Source organism: Agromyces sp. Marseille-P2726 (assembly GCF_902809835.1).
Taxonomy (GTDB): Bacteria; Actinomycetota; Actinomycetes; order Actinomycetales; family Microbacteriaceae; genus Agromyces.
The window spans coordinates 588,494-608,284 of the sequence record NZ_CADDWM010000014.1; the positions used below are offsets into that span (position 1 = coordinate 588,494).

The window sequence follows — 19,791 nt, forward strand, 5'->3', positions numbered from 1 at the left end:
GTCTACGCCCTCATCGGTGGTCGAGGGGCTGGCGGCCGAGCCCGACGCCGCTCGGAACCCGCGAACCTACCCGCCGGTCGGGGCCGGCGCGACCGCGGCGATCGCCGACAGCGGCAGTGTCCGCTCGATATCCGCCTTGCGATCCCGTGCGCGCAACCGGCCGTTGGCCACGCTCGCCGGGGCGAGCAGGTAGTCGGCCGTCTGGCCGCCCGGCATGCGCACGGTGACCGTGAGCGTCTCCTTCGCGCGCGCGGCGGCCTCGAGCTGGCGGGCCAGCCATGCGAGTTCCGTCGCGGCATCCTCCCCGTGATCGAGCACGCGGTCGAGCATCGTCGCGATCGGATCGGTCTTCGGCGGCGGAGGCGGAGCCGGAGCGAGGCGGTGGCGTCGCAGGCGCACGATGTCGCCGTTCGCGTCCTCGGCGGCCACCGGGTATCGTGCGTCGGACAGCGCCCAGAACACCACCTCGGGTGGGAACCGCGAGAGGAGCCGGTGCGGGCCGACCTGGCGCAGCCCGAGTGAGGAGAGCGACTGGTCGACCGCGAGGGTGCCGACGAGCTGCTCGTCGTCGGAGCGGATCGACGACCGAGCCGGAGCATCCGACTCGTCGGCGGCGGTCACCCGGACGGCACCGAAGCGTGCGGCGGCCTCACCGACGAGGTACGCCAGCGGCTGCGGGATCCCGGCGATCGCGAGCCCGCGGAGGAAGTCGAGGATCGACTCCGCCGTTTCGCCCGCAGCGAGCGCTCGGTTGACGGATGCCGCGTTGACTCGATACGTGGACGCGACATCCCGGCCCTCGACATCCGCGAACACCCGCAGCCGGGCGTCGAGCGCGGGCTCGAGCGGACCAGGGGAGACGATGGTGAGGTCGTGCTGCAGGTAGACCTTGTTCACCTGCGGTGGGAAGTGCGCGGCGAGCTGCCGGGCCGCCCGATCGATGTCGCCCGCGAGCACCAGGCGTCCGGCGCCGACCGGTTCGCCGGCGACCGCGAGGCCGAGCGCCTCCGCATCGTCGACGAGGCGATCGAGGCCCTCGTCGATCCAGCGTCCGCCCGCGGGATAGAACCACCGCACGTCATCTCGAAGATCGGTGGCGGTGATCGACTCGCTGCGCCGCCCGACGAGGTCGCGCAAGGGTTGGGGGATGCGATCGCGCCAGCATTCGGCGAGACGGCGCCACTTGGCTGCAGCGCTCAGCTGGGTCCACTCCGCGCCCAGGTCGGACTCGAGCCAGAAGGCGCCGTCGCGCACCACGAGCCCCGCCTCGTCGGCGCGATGGAACAGCCGGGGCAGCCCCTCGAGGGCGATGCCGGCGGCCTCGGCGAGGCGCTTGGAGTCGGGCAGGGCGAGTCCGCCCTTGGCCAGCTCGCGGGCGGGCTGCTGGCCGAGCTCGGCCAGCAGCTCGGCGGTGGCCGCGACCGTCGCATACGCCGCCTCGGCCGCGCGACGTTCGAGCAGGCTCCGGTCGACGTCATCGACCCCGACGAGCACTGGAGGCGCGGGCGCAGCGAGCTCTTCTGCCGTCGGCACCTCCCTCGGCGTGCGAGCGACGAGGCGCGCCGTCACCGCGGTGGGAACGTGCAGATGGTCGTCGGACCGCACGACCAGGAGAGTGTTCGCGAGGTCGCCCAGCAGATCGGCAGCGGCATCCGTGAGGTCGGCTGACGCCCCGAGCCGCGCGAGTTCGGCCCGGATCGCTTCGGCCGTGGTGTCGCCATGCTCGCCGGCGATCCCGGATGCCGCCGCGAGCACGGCCAGGTGGCGCCGATCGAGGCGGGAGATCGCGTGGTCCACGGAGTCGGGTGCGAGCAGGGCCTCGGCGAGATCGAACAGGTCGCGCACGCCCGACGCGTCGAACTCGCGCGACTGCAACGCCGCCGCGAGGTCGGGTCGCGGCAGGGATCTGAGTCGTGCGGCGAGCTCGAGCATCGGCCTCCGTCAGCTCGATCCGGAGCGCGCGGCACGCGACCGACGCACGCCGTTCACGATGAGGAGGGCGATGAGCAGGAGGAATGCGATCGGAAGTCCGAACCACGGCAGCATGATGACCGCCGGCCAGATGCCCTGGCTGAATCCGTCGTTCGAGCCGGCCCCGGCGAGCGTGCCCACGATCACGGCGATGAACGCGCCGATCGACAGCGCCACGATGCCGACGAACATATAGGCGAGGATGCGCTCGGCACGATGCTCGGTCACAGGGCCGGATTCGCTCACTCCCTCAGAATAGGGCAGCGAGGTCCGCTCGGGGGCCTCATCGGCGGCGAACCGGACTACGCTTCGTTCGAGGGAACGATGCGAGCGACGAACGTCGTCATCGTCGGTGCTGGGCTTGCGGGCCTGGCGGCTGCGCGCCGGCTGACCGCCGCGGGCGCCTCGGTGGAGGTGCTCGAGGCGCGCGACCGCGTGGGCGGCCGCACGGAGAACGGGGTGCTTCCCGATGGGCAGGCCATCGACGTCGGCGGCCAATGGCTCGGACCGGGCCAGGATCGGATGTACGCGCTCGTCGATGAGCTCGGCCTCTCGACCTTTCCGACCTACAACACGGGTGACGTCGTGCTCGAGCTCCTCGGCAGGTACCGGCTGGTGGCCTCCGCCAAGGGGTCCCTGCCTCGGATGAACCCGTTCGCGCTCGCCGATGTCGCGTACGGGTACTCGCGGTTCGGCCGCCAGGCCGCCCGGATCGACCCCACCCGGCCGTGGACCACGCCCGACGCGGCGTCCCTCGACGGTCAGACGTTCCGCACCTGGATCCGGCGCAACCTGCGGACGCGCACCGGCCGGGCCTTCCTGGAGCTCTTCGCCGCTCCGATCTTCGCCGCGGACGCGTCCGACTTCTCGGCCCTGCACGCGATGTTCTACGCGAGAGCGGGGGGTCGACCTCGACACGCTCGCTGCGGTCGAAGACGGAGCGCAGCAGGATCGGGTCGTGGGGGGCTCGGTGCGAGTGAGCGAGCGGCTGGCCGAGCTCGCGGGCTGTACGACCCCCCGCTCCCGGGGTGGCGCGACCAGCTCACGCAACGGGTCCCAGCCGGCAGTGTCATCAAGCTCCACCTGGTCTTCGGTTCGCCGTTCTGGAGGGATCGCGGCCTGAACGGACAGGCCGTCTCGGATCGAGGACCGGTCACCGTGACGTTCGACAACACGCCGCCGGGCCATACCGGCGGGGTGCTGTTGGGCTTCATGGAGGGAGGCCACGCCCGGACCTGGGCGCGACGGACGCCCGCCGAACGCAGGGACGCCTTCATCGATTGCGCCCGCCGATACTTCGGGTCGGAAGCGCGTGGCGCGTCGGACTACCTGGAGAAGGACTGGACCGCCGAACCGTTCACCCGCGGATGCTACGGGGCGCACTTCGCACCGGGCGTCTGGACGTCGTACGGCCCGGCCCTCACCGCGGCGGTGGGTCCGATCCACTGGGCCGGGACCGAGCACGCGTCGGAGTGGAACGGGTACATGGAGGGCGCAGTCCGCTCGGGCGAGGCGGTTGCCGGCACGGTGCTGGCCGAGCTCGGGACGACGTCGGCGCGATCCTGAGGTGGTCCCGTCACCGTAGACTGGACGATGGATGGTCCGACGATTCGACGCGGATTCGACGCGCCACGAGACACACGAGCGAGGTTCACACGATGCCCACCGGCAAGGTCAAGTTCTACGACGAGGAGAAGGGATTCGGCTTCATCAGCTCCGATGACGGCCAGGAGGTCTTCCTCCACGCGTCCGCTCTCCCCGCCGGCGCGACCGTCCGGAGCGGCACGCGGCTCGAGTTCGGCGTGGCCGAGGGCAAGCGGGGCGCGCAGGCGCTCTCGGTCCGGGTGCTCGACGCGCCGGTCAGCCTCACGAAGATGAACCGGAAGCCCGCCGACGACATGGCGATCATCGTCGAAGACGTGGTGAAGGTGCTCGACGGCATCGGCGCCGACCTTCGCAGGGGTCGCTATCCCGACAGGTCGAAGGCCCGAACCGTGGCCGCGGTGCTCCGCAGGGTGGCTGACGACCTCGATGCCTGAGACCGACGGAACCGCGCTCGCGGCCGACGAGGTGCTCCTCGCCTCGGTCGACCTGGCGCGTGGCGCCCTTCTCGAGGTGACTCCCGCCCAGACGGTCGGCTCGGTGATCGGGCACGTGGTCGAGGGCGAGCAGGTGCTCACCCTCCTCTTCGCCTCCGATCTCTCGGGGTACCCGGGGTGGCACTGGAGCGTCACGATGGCGCGGGTCGAGGGCGGCGAGCCGACCGTGCTCGAGACGGAGCTGAGGCCGGGCGATTCGGCGCTGCTCGCACCCGAATGGGTGCCGTGGTCCGAACGGCTGGCGGAGTATCGGGCGGCACAGGAGGCCGCGGCATCCGCAGCGGAGCAGAGCGCGTCCGGCGGCGCGGAATCGGGCGAATCCGATCGGGCCGACCATGATGACGGACTCGACGACGACTTCGACGACGATGACCTCGACGACCAGGCTGAAGACGTCGTCGACGACGAGGTCGATGACGACGATGACGACCTCGATGACGACGACCTCGACGATGACGATCTCGACGACGAAGCCGAGCTCGACGCAGCGTTCGGCAGGGGCGACGATGACGAGTTCGACGGCATCGACATCGACGCGCTCGACGAGTCGGCCGGCGACGAGGCCGACGATTCCGAGCCGAGCGTCGACGAGCCCCAGGGCGATCAGGCGGTCGAGCCGTCGCCGTGACGAGTGATCCGGCGCCGGACCACCTGCACCACCGCGAGCCCGACGAGGCCGAGCACCGAGCCGATGACGCAGGCCCACATGAGCCAGCCGAGCGCCGCCGCGGCGAGTTGGGCGTGGAAGACCAGCGTGGCGATGAGGGCGATGAGCCACAGGATCGTGCCGACGAGAAGCGCCTTGCGCGCATCGGCCCGTGCCGGCGCCGGGTCGGGGCGCCGCTCCGATTCGCTCAGCCAGAATCGCACGACGCTCAGTCCAGCCGCTCGAGCACGTAGTCGATCGAGGCCGTGAGGGCGCGCACGTCGTCGGGCTCGATCGCGGTGAACGTCGCGACGCGAAGCTGGTTGCGCCCGAGCTTGCGGTACGGCTCGGTGTCGACGACACCGTTCTCGCGGAGCACCGAGGCGATGCGCGCGGCATCCGTCGAAGCATCGAAGTCGATCGTCACGACGACCTGCGAACGATCGGCGGGATCTGCGACGAACGGAGTGGCGACGTCGGAGCGCTCGGCCCAGTCGTAGAGCACCGACGAGGACTCGCGGGTGCGAGCGTCGGCCCATGCGAGCCCGCCCGACTCGTTCATCCATTCCAGCTGGTTCTCGAGGAGCACGAGCGTCGCAAGCGCGAGAGTGTTCAGGGTCTGGTTGAGCCGCGAGTTGTCGAGCGCGTTCTTCAGCGACAGGAATTCGGGGATGTAGCGATCGCCGGCCGCGAGCCGCTCGACGCGCTCGATGGCTGCAGGCGAGAAGAGTGCGAACCAGAGGCCGCCGTCGGAGGCGAAGTTCTTCTGCGGCGCGAAGTAGTAGACGTCGAACTCGCCGGGATCGACCTCGATGCCGCCGGCCGCGCTCGTGGCGTCGATGACGGTGAGCGCGCTCGAGTCGCCGGCGATGCGGGTGACGGGGGCCATCACGCCCGTCGACGTCTCGTTGTGCGGCCAGGCGTAGACGTCGACGCCCTCGATCGCCTCAGGCGTCGACCGCGAGCCCGGGTCTGCGGTGCGCACGTCGGGCGCCTCGAGCCACGGAGCCGCGGCGGCCTTCGCGAACTTCTGGCCGAACTCGCCGAACGAGCAGAGCTGCGCACGACGATCGATGAGACCGGATGCCGCGGCATCCCAGAATGCCGTCGAACCGCCGTTGCCGAGCACGACCTCGTACCCCTCGGGCAGCGAGAAGAGCTCGGCGAGGCCCGCCCGCACGCGACCGACGAGGTCTTTCACGGGCGCCTGGCGATGCGACGTGCCGAGCAGCTCGGGGCCGACCGCAGCGAGGTGCGCGAGCTGTTCGGGGCGGACCTTCGACGGTCCGCAGCCGAACCGGCCGTCGGCGGGCAGCAGGTCGTCGGGGATGGCGATGCTCGGCATGCGTCGAGTCTAGCGACGGGAGGCCCGCCCCCTGCGGCCGGTAGGCTGGGTGCTGGCCGCGGAAGGGGAGGACATTAGGGTGACCGATCTGATCGATACGACGGAGATGTACCTCCGCACGATCCTCGACCTCGAGGAGGAGCACATCGTGCCGCTCCGTGCTCGCATCTCCGAGCGTCTCGGTCATTCCGGCCCCACCGTCTCCCAGACGGTCGCGCGCATGGAGCGCGACGGCCTCGTCATCGTCACCGGCGATCGGCACCTCGAGCTGACGCCGGCGGGCCGCAGCAAGGCCGTGCACGTCATGCGCAAGCATCGACTCGCCGAGCGCCTCCTCGCCGACGTCATCGGCCTCGACTGGGAGTACGTGCACGACGAGGCCTGCCGGTGGGAGCACGTGATGAGCGAACAGGTCGAGCGACGCCTCATCGAGATCCTCGGCCAGCCGCGCGAGTCGCCCTACGGCAACCCGATTCCCGGGCTCGAGGAGCTCGGACTGCCCCCGGCCGACTCGTTCATGACCGGCGTCATCCGCGTGGTCGACCGGCTCGCGTCCGGCGGCGACCCGGTCCACGCGGTCGTCCGTCGACTCGGTGAGCCGGTGCAGTTCGATCCCGAGTTGCTCGCCCAGCTGAAGCACGCCGGCGTCGTGCCCGGTGCCGCAGCCACCTTCAGCAACTCGGGCCCGTACGTACGCGTCGAGGTCGACGGCGTCGAGGGTGCGCTCGAACTGCCCACCGAAGTCGCAAGCCACATCTTCGTCGGCGTCTAGGCCGATCGCTCGCCTCGCCGTGATCGAAATGTGACAATTCGGCGAGCCTCGCGTATTCTCGTTCGAGTCCGTCGGCACGAAGCCAGTCGGCGGAACAGGATCGGGATCGTCCCCACGACGCCCACCGCTCGATCCGGAACCCGTGGAAGCGCCTCGCGCGCACCCGGTGGGACGACAGGTTCACCTGCCGTGGGACGGCGGAGGTACACGTTTTGGCTCGATTCCCCCGGCGACGTTCCACCGTGGACACCGCTCGAGGAGCCCTCACGAAGGCTCCCGTCTCGAAGGCCCCAGCATCCCGCAGCACCGACCTCGCCCAGCAGGCTCCTGCGAAACCTCTCCCGTCGACGACCCGGCGACTCCGCCGCGGCGGGGTCGCGAACATCGTCGTCATGTCCGTCGCGGCCGGCATCGTGGGCACGCTCGCGATTCCCGCGTACGCGCTCGCCCCGGGCAGCAACGGCCCGCAGTTCGGCACGAGCGATGAGACCAAGCTGACCCACGCCCAGGCGCAGTCGGTCGAAGTCGCCGACGACGTCATCGCCGCGCCCGTCACGAAGGACAACTACGCGATGACGACGGGCGAGGAGCTTCGCGCCGCCGAGGCCGAGGCCGCCCGTCAGGCCGCGGAGGCGGCCATGGCCTCGTACGCCGCGTCGTACAGCGGCCCCTCCGCCGAGGCGATCGCCGCCGCCCCCGTATACGGCTCCGCCGACCCGGCGAGCGTGTTCTCGGTTGCGCAGCAGTACCTCGGCGTGCCGTACGTGTACGGCGGTGCGACGCCGGCCGGCTTCGACTGCTCCGGACTCGTCAAGTACGTGTACGCGCAGTTCGGCATCGACCTTCCGCACTCGTCGAACGCGCAGGGCGCAGCGGGCACCCAGATCTCCGAATCCGAGGCCGTGCCCGGCGACCTCGTCGTGATGTCGGGTCACATCGGCTTCTACGCCGGCAACGGGCAGATCCTGCACGCTCCCTACGAGGGAACCGTGGTGCGCATCCAGCCGATCTGGACGAGCGACTACTGGATCGTGCGGATCTGATCCGTGCACCTCGCCTGACGTGAACCGTGAATGGCGTGCCGGGGCGACCCGGCACGCCATTCGTGCTTTACCCTTGAACTCTGACGATCCGAATACCGGGCAGGGGAAGCCGATGGTCGCGACGCGCAGCATCCATTCCGCGGATGCGCGCGCGCAATTCCACCATCGGTTCAGCAGTCAGCCGAGCACGACTCGAGCGAGCGCCTCGACGGGCACTGTCTTCATGACGGTGCCCGTCCTGCGTTCTCGGGGTGATTCGTGCACGGCGGTCTCCTCCCTCCCGGCACACCGCAGGGTGCTCGGCGCGTCGATCCGTTCACGCGGCTGGAAGCCATCCAGCACCGATCGAAAGGCACTCCATGCGCACCCTGGTGCTCAATGCCGGATATGAACCGCTCGCTGTCGTGTCGTTCAAGCGAGCACTCCTCCTCGTCATGAACCAGAAGGCCACGGTCATCATGCACGAGGAGGGCAATCCCGTCTACGCGACGAGCGGCACGTGGGAGCGTCCCAGCGTGATCCTGCTCACGAGGTACGTACGCACACCCCGGATGCACGCCCTGCCCGTCAGCCGGCGCGGGGTGCTGCGGCGCGACGAGCACCGATGCGCCTACTGCGGCCATTCCGCGTCGACCATCGATCACGTCCTCCCGCGCTCCCGCGGCGGCCGCGACACCTGGGAGAACCTCGTCGCCTGCTGCCTCCGCTGCAACAACACGAAGGGCGACCACACGCCGGCTGAGATGGGCTGGCAACTCCGGTTCACACCCCGGATGCCGCAGGGCCACAACTGGGTGGTGCGCGGCTTCGACCGTCCGCTCCCCCAGTGGGACGAGTACCTCGTGACGGCGGCGGCGTGATCGGATCGCGTGGCTCGTGACATCCGGCGCACCCGTGCCCTAGGGTGAGACGAGTCCGGAGCGCCCGACCTCCGGAGACCATGAAGACGACCCGTTCCGGGCTGCCCCGCGGCCTCCACGGGTGCCGGAGGTTCCGCAGGTGCACGGTGACGAGAACGACGCCCCCGAGCGTCCGCGCTCAGCGCGTCGAGCGCTCGAACGAGGCCGAACCCGTCGCAACCCGTCGACGCCGTCGCCCGCGCCGAGGGCGTCCTCGTCGGGCTCGACCCGTCGTCACGGCCCGGCGCGGGCGTTCGCCGCGATGCTCGTCGTTCCGGCGATCGTCGGCACGGTGGCCCTCCCGGCCTACGCGCTCATGCCGACCGGCGGCGGGTTCGCGGCATCCGGTGCGTTCAGTCTCAGCCGATCGCACGCCCAAGACGTCGAAGTCTCGGCGCTCGCCGGCGGCGCACCGCTGTCGACCGACTCGTACGCCGTCACGACCAAGGCCGAGCTCGATGAGGCCGCCCGCCAGGCCGAGGCGGCGTCACAGGCGGCGTGGGCCGCAGAACTGGCTTCGCGCGCCTCGGGGAGCTACGCCGTCTACACGGTGAGGGCCGAGGGCGACGACTATCCCTGGTGGTACGAGGTGCCCGACGATTACGGCGGAGGGCTCTCGCCGCTGCGGTACTACTACCGCGAGTGCGTCGACTTCGTGGCCTGGCGGTTGAACCGCGACGCCGGCGTCACGAGCGCCCCGTGGAAGTGGGACTGGGCGAGCCTCGGCGCCGGCAGCGCGTACTCGTGGGCTGACGCGTGGGCGCGCAACGGTTGGCCGACCTCGAGCGAGCCCGTCATCGGAGCCGTCGCGTGGTTCCCGTACAACCACGTGGCGTACGTGCAGTCCATCAACGACGACGGCTCGGTGAATATCGAGGAGTACAACCAGAACTCCGACCACTCCTACCACCGGCGCACCATTCCGGCGGGCTCGGCGCTCTACCTCTATCCGCCGGGCTGAGGCATGAGCACGTCGCACGCGGTTGTCGACGCCGTGGCGTGATCGACACGATTTGTTGGACGAGTGGGACAGTGAGATCGGCGTTTCGGGCCGGTACGGTGGAGGACATTCCCCAGCGGAGGCAGGTGACGGTGATGACGCAGCCCCTTGACGAATCACGGCTCGAGGAGATCGGGTTCGTCGACGAGCTCACGCCCTCGACCTCCGCGATCGTGGTGCTCGGGTACAACTGAGCCGCCGCTCTGCCGGCACTCCGAGCTGCACGCGTTTGCCGAGCGGATAGAATCGTGCGGTCAGCCTCTGTAGCTCAATGGAAGAGCAGTTCCGTCCTAAGGAAAGGGTTGGGGGTTCGAGTCCCTCCAGGGGCACCGTGACCGCTCAGCGGTGCCCTCGCGACTCCACGGCTCACGCGGTGCGTGACGCCGCGAGGGCGACCGTGCAGAGTCGAGGTTCGACGAACGGCGTGAGGTGTGCGCTGGTGCCCGAGCCCGATCGCTCGAGGAGCCGGTCGATGAGCCCGCGGTGCACGGAGCAGATCACCTCGGGGTGGCTGCGGGCGGCGTCGCGGAACGGGCAGCCGTGCAGGCGGATCTCGTCGCCATCGAGCTCGGGCTCGAAGCCCAGGAGGTCGAAGGCCTCGACGAGCGTGCTGCTCGGGGGTCGGGTGGTTCGCGTGTGCAGGGCGTCGGCCCAGCGCCGTCCGGCCTCGACGGCGCGGTCGGTCTCGTCGTCACGTGTGGCGAGCGCCGTGGCGAGCAGTTCGACCATCTGTTCCCGAGTGGATTCGTCGCGAGCGACCCCGTCTGCGCGGAACAGGATTCGGGGGCGGCCGCGGCGCCCCGAAGCCTCGGACTGCCGTCGAGCCAGCCCCGCATGCTCGAGCTGATCGAGGTGGAAGCGAACCGTCGTGACGTGCAGTCCGAGGCGCTCGGCGATCGCGTGCGCGTCGAGCGCCACGGACGACGCAGTGAGGGCGTCGAGCACCCGACGCCTGGCTGTCGACGCGAGCGCCGCGTGCGTCGCCTGGTCGCGGTTCATGATCCTGTTGCCGCGCGCCGGCCGATGCGCTCGAACTCGCTGCCCGACCTTCCTTCCAGTCGCCGCTGCATCGAGCCCGCGATGCGCGTCGCCTGGGTCTTCGCCAACTCGGCCTTCACGCCGGCGAAGCGGTCGTCGACGGTCGCCTTCCACAGCTGGAGCCAGCGGTCGAAGTGCTCCTCGGTCAGTGGATGGCGGGCGTTGAGCACGTAGTGCACCTGCAGGGCGTTCCGCCGGTAGAGGCCGGCTCGGAACAGCACCGTCTCCCAGAAGTCGCAAATGATCGGCAGGTGGTGATCGAGGTCCATGCGGGCGACCTCGGTGAAGATCGGCCCGATGAGGGGGTCGGCGAACGCGCTCCGGTAGAAGGCCGTCACGAGCTCCTCGACATCGGTCCGATCGGCGAGGTCGCGAGGCATGCCCTCACCCTAGCCGATTAAAGCGGAAGATGATACGTTCAAAACGTTGGGGCGATCCACAAGGGGAGGCGGAGATGCATCGCGCGTTCCACGTCGCCATCGCCGACGACTGGGAGATGAGCCTCGGGCTGGGCGAGTACGAGGCCGCCACGCGAGGGCTGGCGTACGAGCCGGGAGGCTTCATCCGGGCCACGACTCGTGACGGCGTCCAGGGCGTGCTCGACTCGAAGTACCAGGACCTCATGCTCCCCCTGATTCTGGTGTGCATCGACACCGACGCACTCGCGGCTTCGGGCGTGCCGGTCGATCACGAGGCCGGCAGTACGACCGTGCGCATCGACGGACCGCTGCCGAGCGGGGATCCCGAGGTCATCCGCGAGCTCATCCCGCTGCATCGGAGCCAGCAGGGCTGGCTGGCTCCGGCCCGCCTCGACGAGTGACCTCCGCCACGTGCGACGTCAGACGCGTCAGCGGTCGTGGGGTGGCGTCGCGGCGGCATCCTCGGCGACGATCCGTTCGACGCGCCGGGTGGCGATCCGTCCGCTGACGGGACCGATGACGATGAGCGTGGCCCAGGTCAGTCGCGCCCAGTTCGCGCCGAACGCGTAGGCGATCGGAATCGACGCGAGGAAGACGATCGGCGTGGTGAGCGTGTCGAGGAATTGGGCGAAGTCGGCTCTGCGGGGGAGCGGCTGCGCGATGATCCCGTCGTGTCTCGCGACGTAGTACATCGCGGACTGCGCGAGGATCGCGCAGCTGATGTTCACGGCGTACACCGCGATCGCGAGCGGCTCGTCGGAGGTGGTGACGTCGCTGATCCCCTGCGTCGAGAACGGGATCAGCACGACGAACGCGGTCGCGACGAGGTTCGCCGCAATGGTTCCGGGGCTGATCGCACGGAACAACGCGATGATGCGGTGATTCACCCGCCAGAAGATGGCGATGACGACGAAGCTGATCGCGAATCCGAGCAGCTGCCACTCGAGGCCGGTCCCCAGCAGGGTCGACAGGCTCGCCCAGTCGGATGCCTCGGGCGGGTCGATGTTCACGACCAGCAGGGTCACCGCGAATGCGTACACGGCATCGAAGAATGCCACCGCCCGCCCGAACTCCACGGTGTCGCGGCCGTACTCGCGCTCGGCGCCTGCCCCTTCGATGCTCACGCGAGGAGTGTGCCGCGCGCCGGGCGGCAACTCCATCCGACTCGCCGCGAGGAACGCAGTCAGCCCCAGTCCACGGCGTGCATCCAGCCGGCGATGTAGGCGCGTTCGTTCACGCCGAGGCGCACCGAACCGCGCGGCACGGGCGACTCGAGCTCGCAGAGATCGAAGATCCGTCGCACGACGTACTGCCGCAACGGAGCGTCGAGGTTCTCCAGCAGCTCGTGCTGCAGGGGTCGCTCCAGCATGGGCCACCAGAGGCCGATCGGAGGCAACCCGTACTGTCCGGTCGGGCGCTCGTCGTGGGCCGGCTCGTCGATGATGGAGCTCATGGCGTGGGCTCCTTCGTCACGTGGCCGGTGTCTGGGTCTCGAACGATGACCCGGTCGTCGGACGTCTCGCGCTCTGGCGGACCCGACTCGAGGTCGCCGTGCGCCCGGTCGGCGTCGCTCTCGGGATCGGAATGTGTGGGGCCGGAATCGGTCATCGAAGCACCTCCGCGCTCGGAGCGGGCCGCAACGTCGAGGTCCGCCACATTACGGTACGTGGAGGCGGGAGGCGACGGCAGGGGATTGACCCGCCTCCGGGCCGGTGCTAGCCGATGCTTCGAAGCCGTGGAGGCGGCCGGGGGCTGCGCGGTCGCCCGCCGCGCACCATGATGGACGGATGGACCTCCCAGTGATGCCGCCCGTCGCTCCGATGCTCTCGAAATCCGTGAAGGAGATCCCCGACGTCGGCCACGTGGAGCCGAAGTGGGACGGATTCCGCACCATCGTGTTCAAGGACGGCGACGAGATCGAGCTCGGCAGCCGCAACGAGCGGCCGATGACGAGGTACTTCCCCGAGCTCGTGGAGGCGCTGCGCGAGAACCTGCCCGGCCGGTGCGTGGTCGATGGCGAGATCATCGTCGCCATCGACGGCCGGCTCGACTTCGACGCGCTGCAGCAACGGATCCATCCCGCCGACAGCCGCGTGCGGTTGCTCGCCGAGCAGACGCCGGCGTCGTTCGTCGCCTTCGACCTGCTCGCGATCGGCGACGAGGACCTCATGGGCCGGCCGTTCGCCGAGCGGCGGACCCGGCTCGAGGGGGCGCTCGCCGCGGCATCCGACCCGGTCTTCATCACGCCGGCCACCGCCGACCTCGGCGAGGCGCGCGACTGGTTCACTCGGTTCGAGGGCGCAGGACTCGACGGAGTCGTGGCGAAGCCGCTCGACGGCACGTACCAGCCCGACAAGCGCACCATGTACAAGGTCAAGCACGAGCGCACGGCCGACTGCGTGGTCGCCGGCTTCCGTTGGCACAAGTCCGGCGGGGTCATCGGCTCGCTCCTGCTCGGGCTCTACGGCGATGACGGGCGGTTGCATCACGTGGGCGTGGCTGCGTCGTTCCCGATGGCCAAGCGCAGGGAACTCGTGGCCACGCTCGAGCCGTACGTCGAAGATGACCTGTCGCGGCATCCGTGGGGCGAATGGGCCGACCAGGAGGCGCACGCCTCGACGCGAATGCCCGGCGCCGTCAGCCGGTGGAGTGCGGGCAGGAACCTCTCGTTCGTGCCCCTGCGTCCCGAGCTCGTGGTCGAGGTGGCGTACGAGAAGATGGAGGGCGACCGCTTCCGCCACACGGCGCAGTTCCGGCGGTGGCGCACGGATCGCACACCCGAGAGCTGCACCTACGAGCAGCTCGAGTCCCCCGACGACCTCGCCCTGTCCGAGATCCTGCCACTGCAGCGCTGAACCCGGCGGCCGAGGCCGCAGCACCGGGCGCGGGCGGGCGCAACAGTCGGCTCACAGCACCGTGCGCAGTCCGGCGGAGAGCGCCGTGTGGTGTTCGAACACCAGATGCGTCTCGGTGAGTGCGACCGCCGGATTGGCGGAGAGGTTCTTCAACACGAATTGCCGCACATGGTCGCTGTCGCGCACCCGGACGTGGATGAGGAAGTCCTCGCTGCCGCCGAGGAAGAACAGCTGGGCGACCTCGGGCTGCATGCGCAGCTCGTCGGAGATCTGCTCCATGAGGTGGCGGGCACCCGGCCGGATGCGCACGCTCACGAGCGCCTGCAGCGTGAAGCCGAGGGCGGCGGGATTGATCTCGGCCGTGTACCTCGTGATCACCCCGCGCTCCCGGAGGGAGCGGACGCGCGCGAGGCACGTCGACGGCGAGATGCCGACCGCGCGGGCGAGGTCGACGTTGGGCATGCGGGCATTCTCGTGCAGCAGGGCCACGATCTGCCGATCCACCGCGTCGAGCACCATGGGAGCGGATGCCGCGCCGGTCGGTTCGCTGATGTGCGGTGAATCGGCCACTGGGCGCCTCCTAGTCCGAATGAACAGCGCCAATAGCGTGAGTCTACCGAATTCCGTTCGGAATCCCTTCCGTCCGTTCGAACAAGCGACGAACATGGTGCCACAACCCCACAGCATTCGGAGTCACCATGCACATCGGCGTGCCCGCAGAGATCAAGAACAACGAGTTCCGCGTCGCAATGACGCCGGCGGGCGCGCACGCGCTCGCGCAACGGCACGACGTCGCCATCCAGGCCGGCGCCGGCGTCGGGGCCGGCCACCTCGACGCAGAGTACGTCGCCGCCGGAGCGAGGGTCGTCGAGACCGCCGAAGAGGCGTGGGCCGCAGACCTCGTGATGAAGGTGAAGGAGCCGATCGCCGAGGAATACGGATTCCTCCGCGAAGACCTGACGCTCTTCACCTACCTCCACCTCGCGGCCGACCTTCCGCTCACCCGTGCCATCCTCGACTCCGGTGTCACGGCGATCGCCTACGAGACCGTGCAGCTGCCCGACCGGTCCCTCCCGCTGCTCACTCCGATGAGCGAGGTCGCCGGCCGACTCGCCCCCCAGGTCGGAGCGGCGGAACTCCACGCGACGAGGGGCGGACGCGGCATCCTGCTCGGCGGCGTTCCCGGCACCGCGCCCGCGAAGGTCGTCGTCGTCGGCGGCGGCGTGGCCGGTGAGCAGGCCGCAGCCACGGCGCTGGGACTCGGCGCCGACGTGACCGTGCTCGACATCTCGCTGCCGAAGTTGCGGGAGCTCGATGCCCGCCACGACCACCGCATCAAGACCCTCGCGTCGTCGCAGTACGAACTCGCGCGACAGGTGCGCGACGCGGATCTCGTGATCGGCGCGGTGCTCGTCCCCGGCGCCGCTGCACCGAAGGTCGTCACGGATGCGATGGTCGCCACGATGAGGCCGGGCAGCGTGCTCGTCGACATCGCGATCGACCAGGGCGGATGCTTCGAGGGATCGCGTCCGACGACGCATGAGCAGCCGACGTTCCGCGTCCACGACGCGATCTTCTACTGCGTCGCGAACATGCCCGGCGCCGTGCCCGCGACGTCGACGCCCGCGCTCACGAACGCCACCCTGCCGTACGCCGTGAAGATCGCCGACCTGGGATGGCGCGCCGCGCTCGATGCCGACCCGGCACTCGCCCTCGGCCTGAACGCGACTGCAGGACGTCTCGTCAATGAAGGCGTCGCCCTCGCCCACGGACTGGAACCCCAATCGGCGTACTGAACCGATCCGTCGTCGCGAAAGCGGGGCCGACGCGGCGATGCTCCCGGCAAACCCGGCCGGGCAACGTATGGTGTCCGTGTGTGGCGGCTCGATCGGAACCATGACGCCGGGGATCTCCTCGGCGCCGAGACGGATGCCGCGGCCGATGACCTGACTCCAGATCCCCAGCGAGACGACAGCACCAGCCCCGACGGACTCAGCCTCGGCGACCCTCGGCTCGTCGCCGGTAACGTGGCCGAACCCAGCTGGAATCGGTGGCACGCCGAGCTCTCGGCGGTCGGCGGCCGCTCGCCGCTCGTGCGATTCGTCGACACGCCCCGCACGCGGATCGAGCTCTCCACGACGCATCCCGGCGGCCTGCCGCAGTTCATCACGGGCAAGTCGACCCTGCTCTCGAGCCTCATCCGCGACGAGCTCGCGCTGCGCAACGCCCGCCTCGCCGCCGCGGAGATCACGCAGAAGGGCATCGAGCTTCGCTCCGTGCGCGGTATCGAGGCCGTGCACCTCGCCATCGGCCTCGCGTCGTGGCGCAACGCGGGGGAGGAGTTCCTCGCACCGGTTCTGCTGCGGCCCCTCGCCATCCGACGGTACGGGCGCGACTTCGAACTCAAGCTCAAGGGCCAGCCGTTCCTCAACCCCGCGCTCGCCCGCGAACTGCGGGAGCAGTTCCAGATCGCCCTCGACGCCGAGACGTTCGTCGCCCTCGCCATCACGAACGGCGTGTTCAAGCCGCAGCCGGTCATCGACCGGCTCCGGGGGCTGACGTCGCACCTGCCCGTGTTCCATGTGGCACCACGGCTCGTGGTGTCCTCGTTCGCCGAGGTCGGCCCGGCGATGGCGGCCGACGCCCAGCGACTCGACCACCCGCTCATCGACGCGGTCGCCGGCAATCCGGCGGCTCGCGCCGCATTGGCGAGCGACCGCGAGCGCGCCAGGATGGTGCCGCAGGACGAACGACCACCATCCACCGACTCGCTGCTGCTCGACGCGGATCCCGAGCAGGAGCAGGTCATCGCCGAGATCGAGTCCGGGTCGTCGATCGTCGTGAAGACGCTGCCCGGAACAGGCGGCACGCAGACGATCGTGAACGCGATCGGCGCCCTCGTCGCGAAGGACAAGCGAGTGCTGGTCGTCGGGGCGAGACGGGCGAGCCTCGACGGCATCGCGCATCGCCTCGGTCAGGTCGGGCTCGGCGGTGCCGCCGTCACGACGGCCGGATTGCGTCGTGACCTCATCCAGTCCATCTCGCGCAACGAGAAGGTGGAGCGACCGAGGGTTGCCGACGTCGACGACGCGCTCGTCCGGCTCCGGAAGGTGCTGCTCGATTATCGTGCGGCACTCACCCGGCGCGACCCCGAGCTCGGGGTCTCGGTGCTCGACGCGCTCGGCGAACTTGCGCGGCTCGCACTCCTCGATGACGCCCCGTCCACGACAGCGCGGCTCGACCACGGCTCGCTCGTCGCACTCGCCAAGGGCCGCGGCACGGTCGCGCACGATCTCGCGCGCGCGGCCGAGCTCGGCGAGTTCCGTTACGGGCCCGGCGACTCGCCGTGGTACGGCGCGTCGTTCACGTCATCCGACGAGGCGACGCGAGCGCACGAGCCCGCGAAGCGCCTGAGCGCCACCGATCTTCCCCGACTCCCGGAGCGCGGTCGCGCGCTGATCGCCCAGACCCGCCTGCGCCCCTTCGAATCCGTGGCAGAGCTCGGCGTGTTCCTCCGGCTCCTGCTCGACGTGCGCGAGACGCTCGACCGGTTCCAGCCGACCGTGTTCGACCGGCCGCTGGGCGAGCTCATCGCGGCGACCAGCGCGCGACGGGAGTCGACCGGCATGTCGGTGACGAACCGCCGTCGATTGCGTCGACTCGCGCTCGAGTACGTGCGGCCCGGCGTGCACGTCTCCGACCTGAACGCGGCGCTTCGCGGCATCCAGCAGCAACGCACGCTCTGGCAGCGGTACTCGGAGGCGGGCGCCGTCCCGAGCGTGCCGGTGGGCATCGACGATGTGCACGTGCTCTACCGGACGGTCGGCGCCGACCTCGCGGCGCTCGACGCGCCGCTCGGCGTGGCCGGTACTCCCAGGCAGCTCGCGGCCCGCCCGGTTCGCGAGCTCGGGGCCAACCTCGCCGGCCTCGCGGCCGAGTCCGAGGTGCTGACCAACCTGCAGGAGCGCACCGCAGTGCTCGCCCGACTGCGAGAACTGGGGCTCGACCCGCTGCTGCTCGACCTCGCGAAGCGGCACGTGCCCGAGCGCGGCGTCGCGAATGAACTCGAACTCGCCTGGTGGCAGTCGGTCTTCGAGATGATGCTGGCCGGCGAGCCCGCACTGCTCGGTGCCAACACGGCGGTGCTCGACCGGCTCGAGGCCGACTTCCGGCTCGTCGACGAGGCGCATGCCTCCGCCGCGGGAGCGCTGCTCTCGTGGCATCTCGCCGAGAACTGGAAGGTCGCCCTCGTCGATCACCCAGACGAGGCGCAGAAACTGCGGCGGATGCTGCGGGGCGACCGGGTGCGCCCCGACCTGCTGCACCGGGACACACCGCACCTGTTCCGGGTCCTCGCTCCGATCTGGCTCACGTCGCCGTACGAGGTCGCGGAGATCGACGACGCCATCGCCTTCGATGCGGTCATCCTCGTGGACGCAGGATCCACGACGATCGCCGAGAACCTCGGAGCGATCCGTCGCGCCCGGCAGGTCGTCGCATTCGGCGACCCGGTGACGCAGACCCCCACCCTGTTCGAGACCGCGATCGACGACGTCGAGCACGACGGCGGCCCGAGCACCGAGCAGGGCGTCGACGCGCTGCACGCGGATTCGGCGCTGGCGCGCCTCGGTGAGCTGCTGCCGACGCTCACGCTCACGCGCAGCTACCGGGCGGGTGGCGAGGATCTCGCCGAACTCGTGAACCGCCGGTTCTACGCCGGGCGGATCGACTCCCTGCCGTGGGCGGGCAGCTTCCTCGGCCACGGGAGCCTGGGGTTGCACTACGTTCGCGGCAATGGCCTCCCCGACTCGCTCACGGGCACGGTGGAATCGATCGATTCCGAGGTCGCGAAGGTGGTCGAACTCGTGATGGAGCACGCGGTGAAGCGCCCGCGCGAGTCGCTCATGGTGATCACCGCGAGCGCGAAGCACGCGGCGCGCGTGCACCAGGCCGTCCTCGCCGCGTTCGCGAAGCGCACCGACCTGTCCGACTTCATCCTGAAGGACCGAGCCGAGCCGTTCACGGTGCTGACGCTCGAGCAGGCCGTCGCCCAGAGCCGCGACCGGGTCATCTTCTCCGTCGGGTATGCGCGAACCCCGCACGGGCGCCTGCTCTCGAACTTCGGTTCGCTCGGTGCGCCGGGCGGCGACCGGCTGCTGGCCGTGGGCATGACCCGGGCGCGCCGGTCGATGGACCTCGTCTCGGCCTTCCGCCCCGAGCACATCGACGCTGATCGGCAGTCGCACGGCGTGCTCGCGCTCGCGAACATCCTCAGCCAGACCGAGCAGCGCGCCGCTGCCGCTGACGATGCCGGAGTGCCGATCGACTCGATGCTCGGCGACCTCGCTGCGCGGCTCGCCCGTCGCGGCATCCGGGTGAGCGTCGACCACCGGGGCAAGCTGCCCCTGGCCGCTGCGCATGCGGGCAAGGCCGTCGTGGTCGAGACGGACGAGGCCTTCGAGGGGCTGAGCCTTCGCGAGTCGCTCCGGCTGCGTCCCGATGTGCTCCGCCGTCTGGGCTGGCACTACCTGCGGGTGCACAGCTTCGAGCTCTTCAGCGACCCCGAGGCGGTCGCGAACCGGGTTGCGGCACTGCTCGGCAAGCCCGAGCAGGCGACGCGGTCGACGGATGCCGCGGCGAGCTGATGGCCGACGAACCGCGCCAGCGTATCGAGCGCGCCCCGGGGCGGGCCCGACGCGCCAAG

Annotated in this window: 21 protein-coding genes and 1 tRNA gene; 12 read left to right on the forward strand and 10 right to left on the reverse strand. The window is 70.2% G+C overall.

The features are described from left to right. Positions 1 to 66 precede the first annotated feature (66 nt). Positions 67 to 1,932: a helicase-associated domain-containing protein gene (locus HUS56_RS12340; RefSeq protein WP_173923700.1), complete on the reverse strand. Its 1,866-nt coding sequence runs from the start codon at positions 1,930 to 1,932 to the stop codon at positions 67 to 69. Positions 1,933 to 1,941: 9 nt separating this feature from the next. Then, positions 1,942 to 2,217, reverse strand: a complete 276-nt coding sequence (locus HUS56_RS12345; RefSeq protein ID WP_173923701.1) for a multidrug ABC transporter ATPase — start codon at positions 2,215 to 2,217, stop codon at positions 1,942 to 1,944. Positions 2,218 to 2,295: 78 nt separating this feature from the next. On the opposite strand from HUS56_RS12345, the gene HUS56_RS17470 reads away from it, so the two are divergent. The 3 genes from HUS56_RS17470 (at position 2,296) to HUS56_RS12360 (ending at position 4,698) form a co-directional block, all read left to right on the forward strand. After that, a complete protein-coding gene (locus HUS56_RS17470) occupies positions 2,296 to 3,537 on the forward strand; it encodes an FAD-dependent oxidoreductase (RefSeq protein WP_173923702.1) in 1,242 nt (413 codons plus the stop codon). Positions 3,538 to 3,629: 92 nt separating this feature from the next. Next, positions 3,630 to 4,010 carry a cold-shock protein gene (locus HUS56_RS12355; protein WP_173923703.1) on the forward strand — a complete coding sequence of 127 codons (381 nt, stop codon included), beginning with the start codon at positions 3,630 to 3,632 and terminating at the stop codon, positions 4,008 to 4,010. Next, positions 4,003 to 4,698 carry a DUF3027 domain-containing protein gene (locus HUS56_RS12360; RefSeq protein ID WP_173923704.1) on the forward strand — a complete coding sequence of 232 codons (696 nt, stop codon included), beginning with the start codon at positions 4,003 to 4,005 and terminating at the stop codon, positions 4,696 to 4,698. The genes HUS56_RS12355 and HUS56_RS12360 overlap by 8 nt, the downstream gene beginning before the upstream one ends. On the opposite strand, the gene HUS56_RS12365 is transcribed toward HUS56_RS12360, so the two are convergent. Beyond that, the gene (locus HUS56_RS12365; RefSeq protein ID WP_173923705.1) at positions 4,674 to 4,940 is read right to left on the reverse strand and encodes a DUF2530 domain-containing protein; all 267 of its coding nucleotides are present in this window, start codon (positions 4,938 to 4,940) and stop codon (positions 4,674 to 4,676) included. The genes HUS56_RS12360 and HUS56_RS12365 overlap by 25 nt on opposite strands. A 5-nt stretch (positions 4,941 to 4,945) precedes the next feature. Continuing rightward, a complete protein-coding gene (serC, locus tag HUS56_RS12370; protein WP_173923706.1) occupies positions 4,946 to 6,061 on the reverse strand; it encodes a phosphoserine transaminase in 1,116 nt (371 codons plus the stop codon). 79 nt (positions 6,062 to 6,140) lie between these two features. Here serC and HUS56_RS12375 point away from each other — a divergent pair, with 79 nt between their 5' ends. The 5 genes from HUS56_RS12375 to HUS56_RS12395 all read left to right on the forward strand — a co-directional run bounded on the left by HUS56_RS12375 (position 6,141) and on the right by HUS56_RS12395 (position 10,104). Then, positions 6,141 to 6,833 carry a metal-dependent transcriptional regulator gene (locus tag HUS56_RS12375; protein WP_173923707.1) on the forward strand — a complete coding sequence of 231 codons (693 nt, stop codon included), beginning with the start codon at positions 6,141 to 6,143 and terminating at the stop codon, positions 6,831 to 6,833. Positions 6,834 to 7,075: 242 nt separating this feature from the next. Then, positions 7,076 to 7,876 carry a C40 family peptidase gene (locus tag HUS56_RS12380; RefSeq protein WP_254431424.1) on the forward strand — a complete coding sequence of 267 codons (801 nt, stop codon included), beginning with the start codon at positions 7,076 to 7,078 and terminating at the stop codon, positions 7,874 to 7,876. Positions 7,877 to 8,235: 359 nt separating this feature from the next. After that, complete coding sequence (locus HUS56_RS12385; protein ID WP_173923708.1) at positions 8,236 to 8,736, forward strand: HNH endonuclease; 501 nt, start codon at positions 8,236 to 8,238, stop codon at positions 8,734 to 8,736. 139 nt (positions 8,737 to 8,875) lie between these two features. Continuing rightward, complete coding sequence (locus HUS56_RS12390; RefSeq protein ID WP_173923709.1) at positions 8,876 to 9,736, forward strand: CHAP domain-containing protein; 861 nt, start codon at positions 8,876 to 8,878, stop codon at positions 9,734 to 9,736. A gap of 296 nt (positions 9,737 to 10,032) precedes the next feature. Next, a tRNA-Arg gene (locus HUS56_RS12395) sits at positions 10,033 to 10,104 on the forward strand. A gap of 37 nt (positions 10,105 to 10,141) precedes the next feature. On the opposite strand, the gene HUS56_RS12400 is transcribed toward HUS56_RS12395, so the two are convergent. After that, on the reverse strand, positions 10,142 to 10,774 hold the full coding sequence (locus HUS56_RS12400) for a metalloregulator ArsR/SmtB family transcription factor (RefSeq protein WP_173923710.1): 633 nt from the start codon (positions 10,772 to 10,774) through the stop codon (positions 10,142 to 10,144). Beyond that, on the reverse strand, positions 10,771 to 11,193 hold the full coding sequence (locus HUS56_RS12405) for a group III truncated hemoglobin (RefSeq protein ID WP_173923711.1): 423 nt from the start codon (positions 11,191 to 11,193) through the stop codon (positions 10,771 to 10,773). The genes HUS56_RS12400 and HUS56_RS12405 overlap by 4 nt, the downstream gene beginning before the upstream one ends. A gap of 74 nt (positions 11,194 to 11,267) precedes the next feature. Between HUS56_RS12405 and HUS56_RS12410 the strand changes: the two genes are divergently transcribed. Then, on the forward strand, positions 11,268 to 11,633 hold the full coding sequence (locus tag HUS56_RS12410) for a DUF952 domain-containing protein (protein ID WP_173923712.1): 366 nt from the start codon (positions 11,268 to 11,270) through the stop codon (positions 11,631 to 11,633). Positions 11,634 to 11,660: 27 nt separating this feature from the next. Here the strand turns inward: HUS56_RS12410 and HUS56_RS12415 are convergent, their stop codons facing one another. The 3 genes from HUS56_RS12415 to HUS56_RS12425 are packed head-to-tail and all read right to left on the reverse strand — an operon-like array spanning position 11,661 to position 12,840. Next, on the reverse strand, positions 11,661 to 12,356 hold the full coding sequence (locus HUS56_RS12415; protein ID WP_173923713.1) for a TMEM175 family protein: 696 nt from the start codon (positions 12,354 to 12,356) through the stop codon (positions 11,661 to 11,663). Between the two features lie 59 nt (positions 12,357 to 12,415). Next, positions 12,416 to 12,685: a hypothetical protein gene (locus HUS56_RS12420; protein ID WP_173923714.1), complete on the reverse strand. Its 270-nt coding sequence runs from the start codon at positions 12,683 to 12,685 to the stop codon at positions 12,416 to 12,418. Beyond that, positions 12,682 to 12,840 carry a hypothetical protein gene (locus HUS56_RS12425; protein ID WP_173923715.1) on the reverse strand — a complete coding sequence of 53 codons (159 nt, stop codon included), beginning with the start codon at positions 12,838 to 12,840 and terminating at the stop codon, positions 12,682 to 12,684. The genes HUS56_RS12420 and HUS56_RS12425 overlap by 4 nt, the downstream gene beginning before the upstream one ends. Before the next feature lie 179 nt (positions 12,841 to 13,019). On the opposite strand from HUS56_RS12425, the gene HUS56_RS12430 reads away from it, so the two are divergent. Continuing rightward, positions 13,020 to 14,087: an ATP-dependent DNA ligase gene (locus HUS56_RS12430; RefSeq protein WP_173923716.1), complete on the forward strand. Its 1,068-nt coding sequence runs from the start codon at positions 13,020 to 13,022 to the stop codon at positions 14,085 to 14,087. A gap of 51 nt (positions 14,088 to 14,138) precedes the next feature. On the opposite strand, the gene HUS56_RS12435 is transcribed toward HUS56_RS12430, so the two are convergent. Beyond that, on the reverse strand, positions 14,139 to 14,657 hold the full coding sequence (locus HUS56_RS12435) for an Lrp/AsnC family transcriptional regulator (protein ID WP_371808306.1): 519 nt from the start codon (positions 14,655 to 14,657) through the stop codon (positions 14,139 to 14,141). A 128-nt stretch (positions 14,658 to 14,785) separates the two neighbouring features. On the opposite strand from HUS56_RS12435, the gene ald reads away from it, so the two are divergent. Continuing rightward, entirely contained in the window at positions 14,786 to 15,883 is a 1,098-nt protein-coding gene (gene ald / locus HUS56_RS12440) for an alanine dehydrogenase (protein WP_173923717.1), read from the forward strand. A 78-nt stretch (positions 15,884 to 15,961) separates the two neighbouring features. Further along, positions 15,962 to 19,732 carry an ATP-binding protein gene (locus HUS56_RS12445; RefSeq protein ID WP_173923718.1) on the forward strand — a complete coding sequence of 1,257 codons (3,771 nt, stop codon included), beginning with the start codon at positions 15,962 to 15,964 and terminating at the stop codon, positions 19,730 to 19,732. Positions 19,733 to 19,791 lie beyond the last annotated feature (59 nt).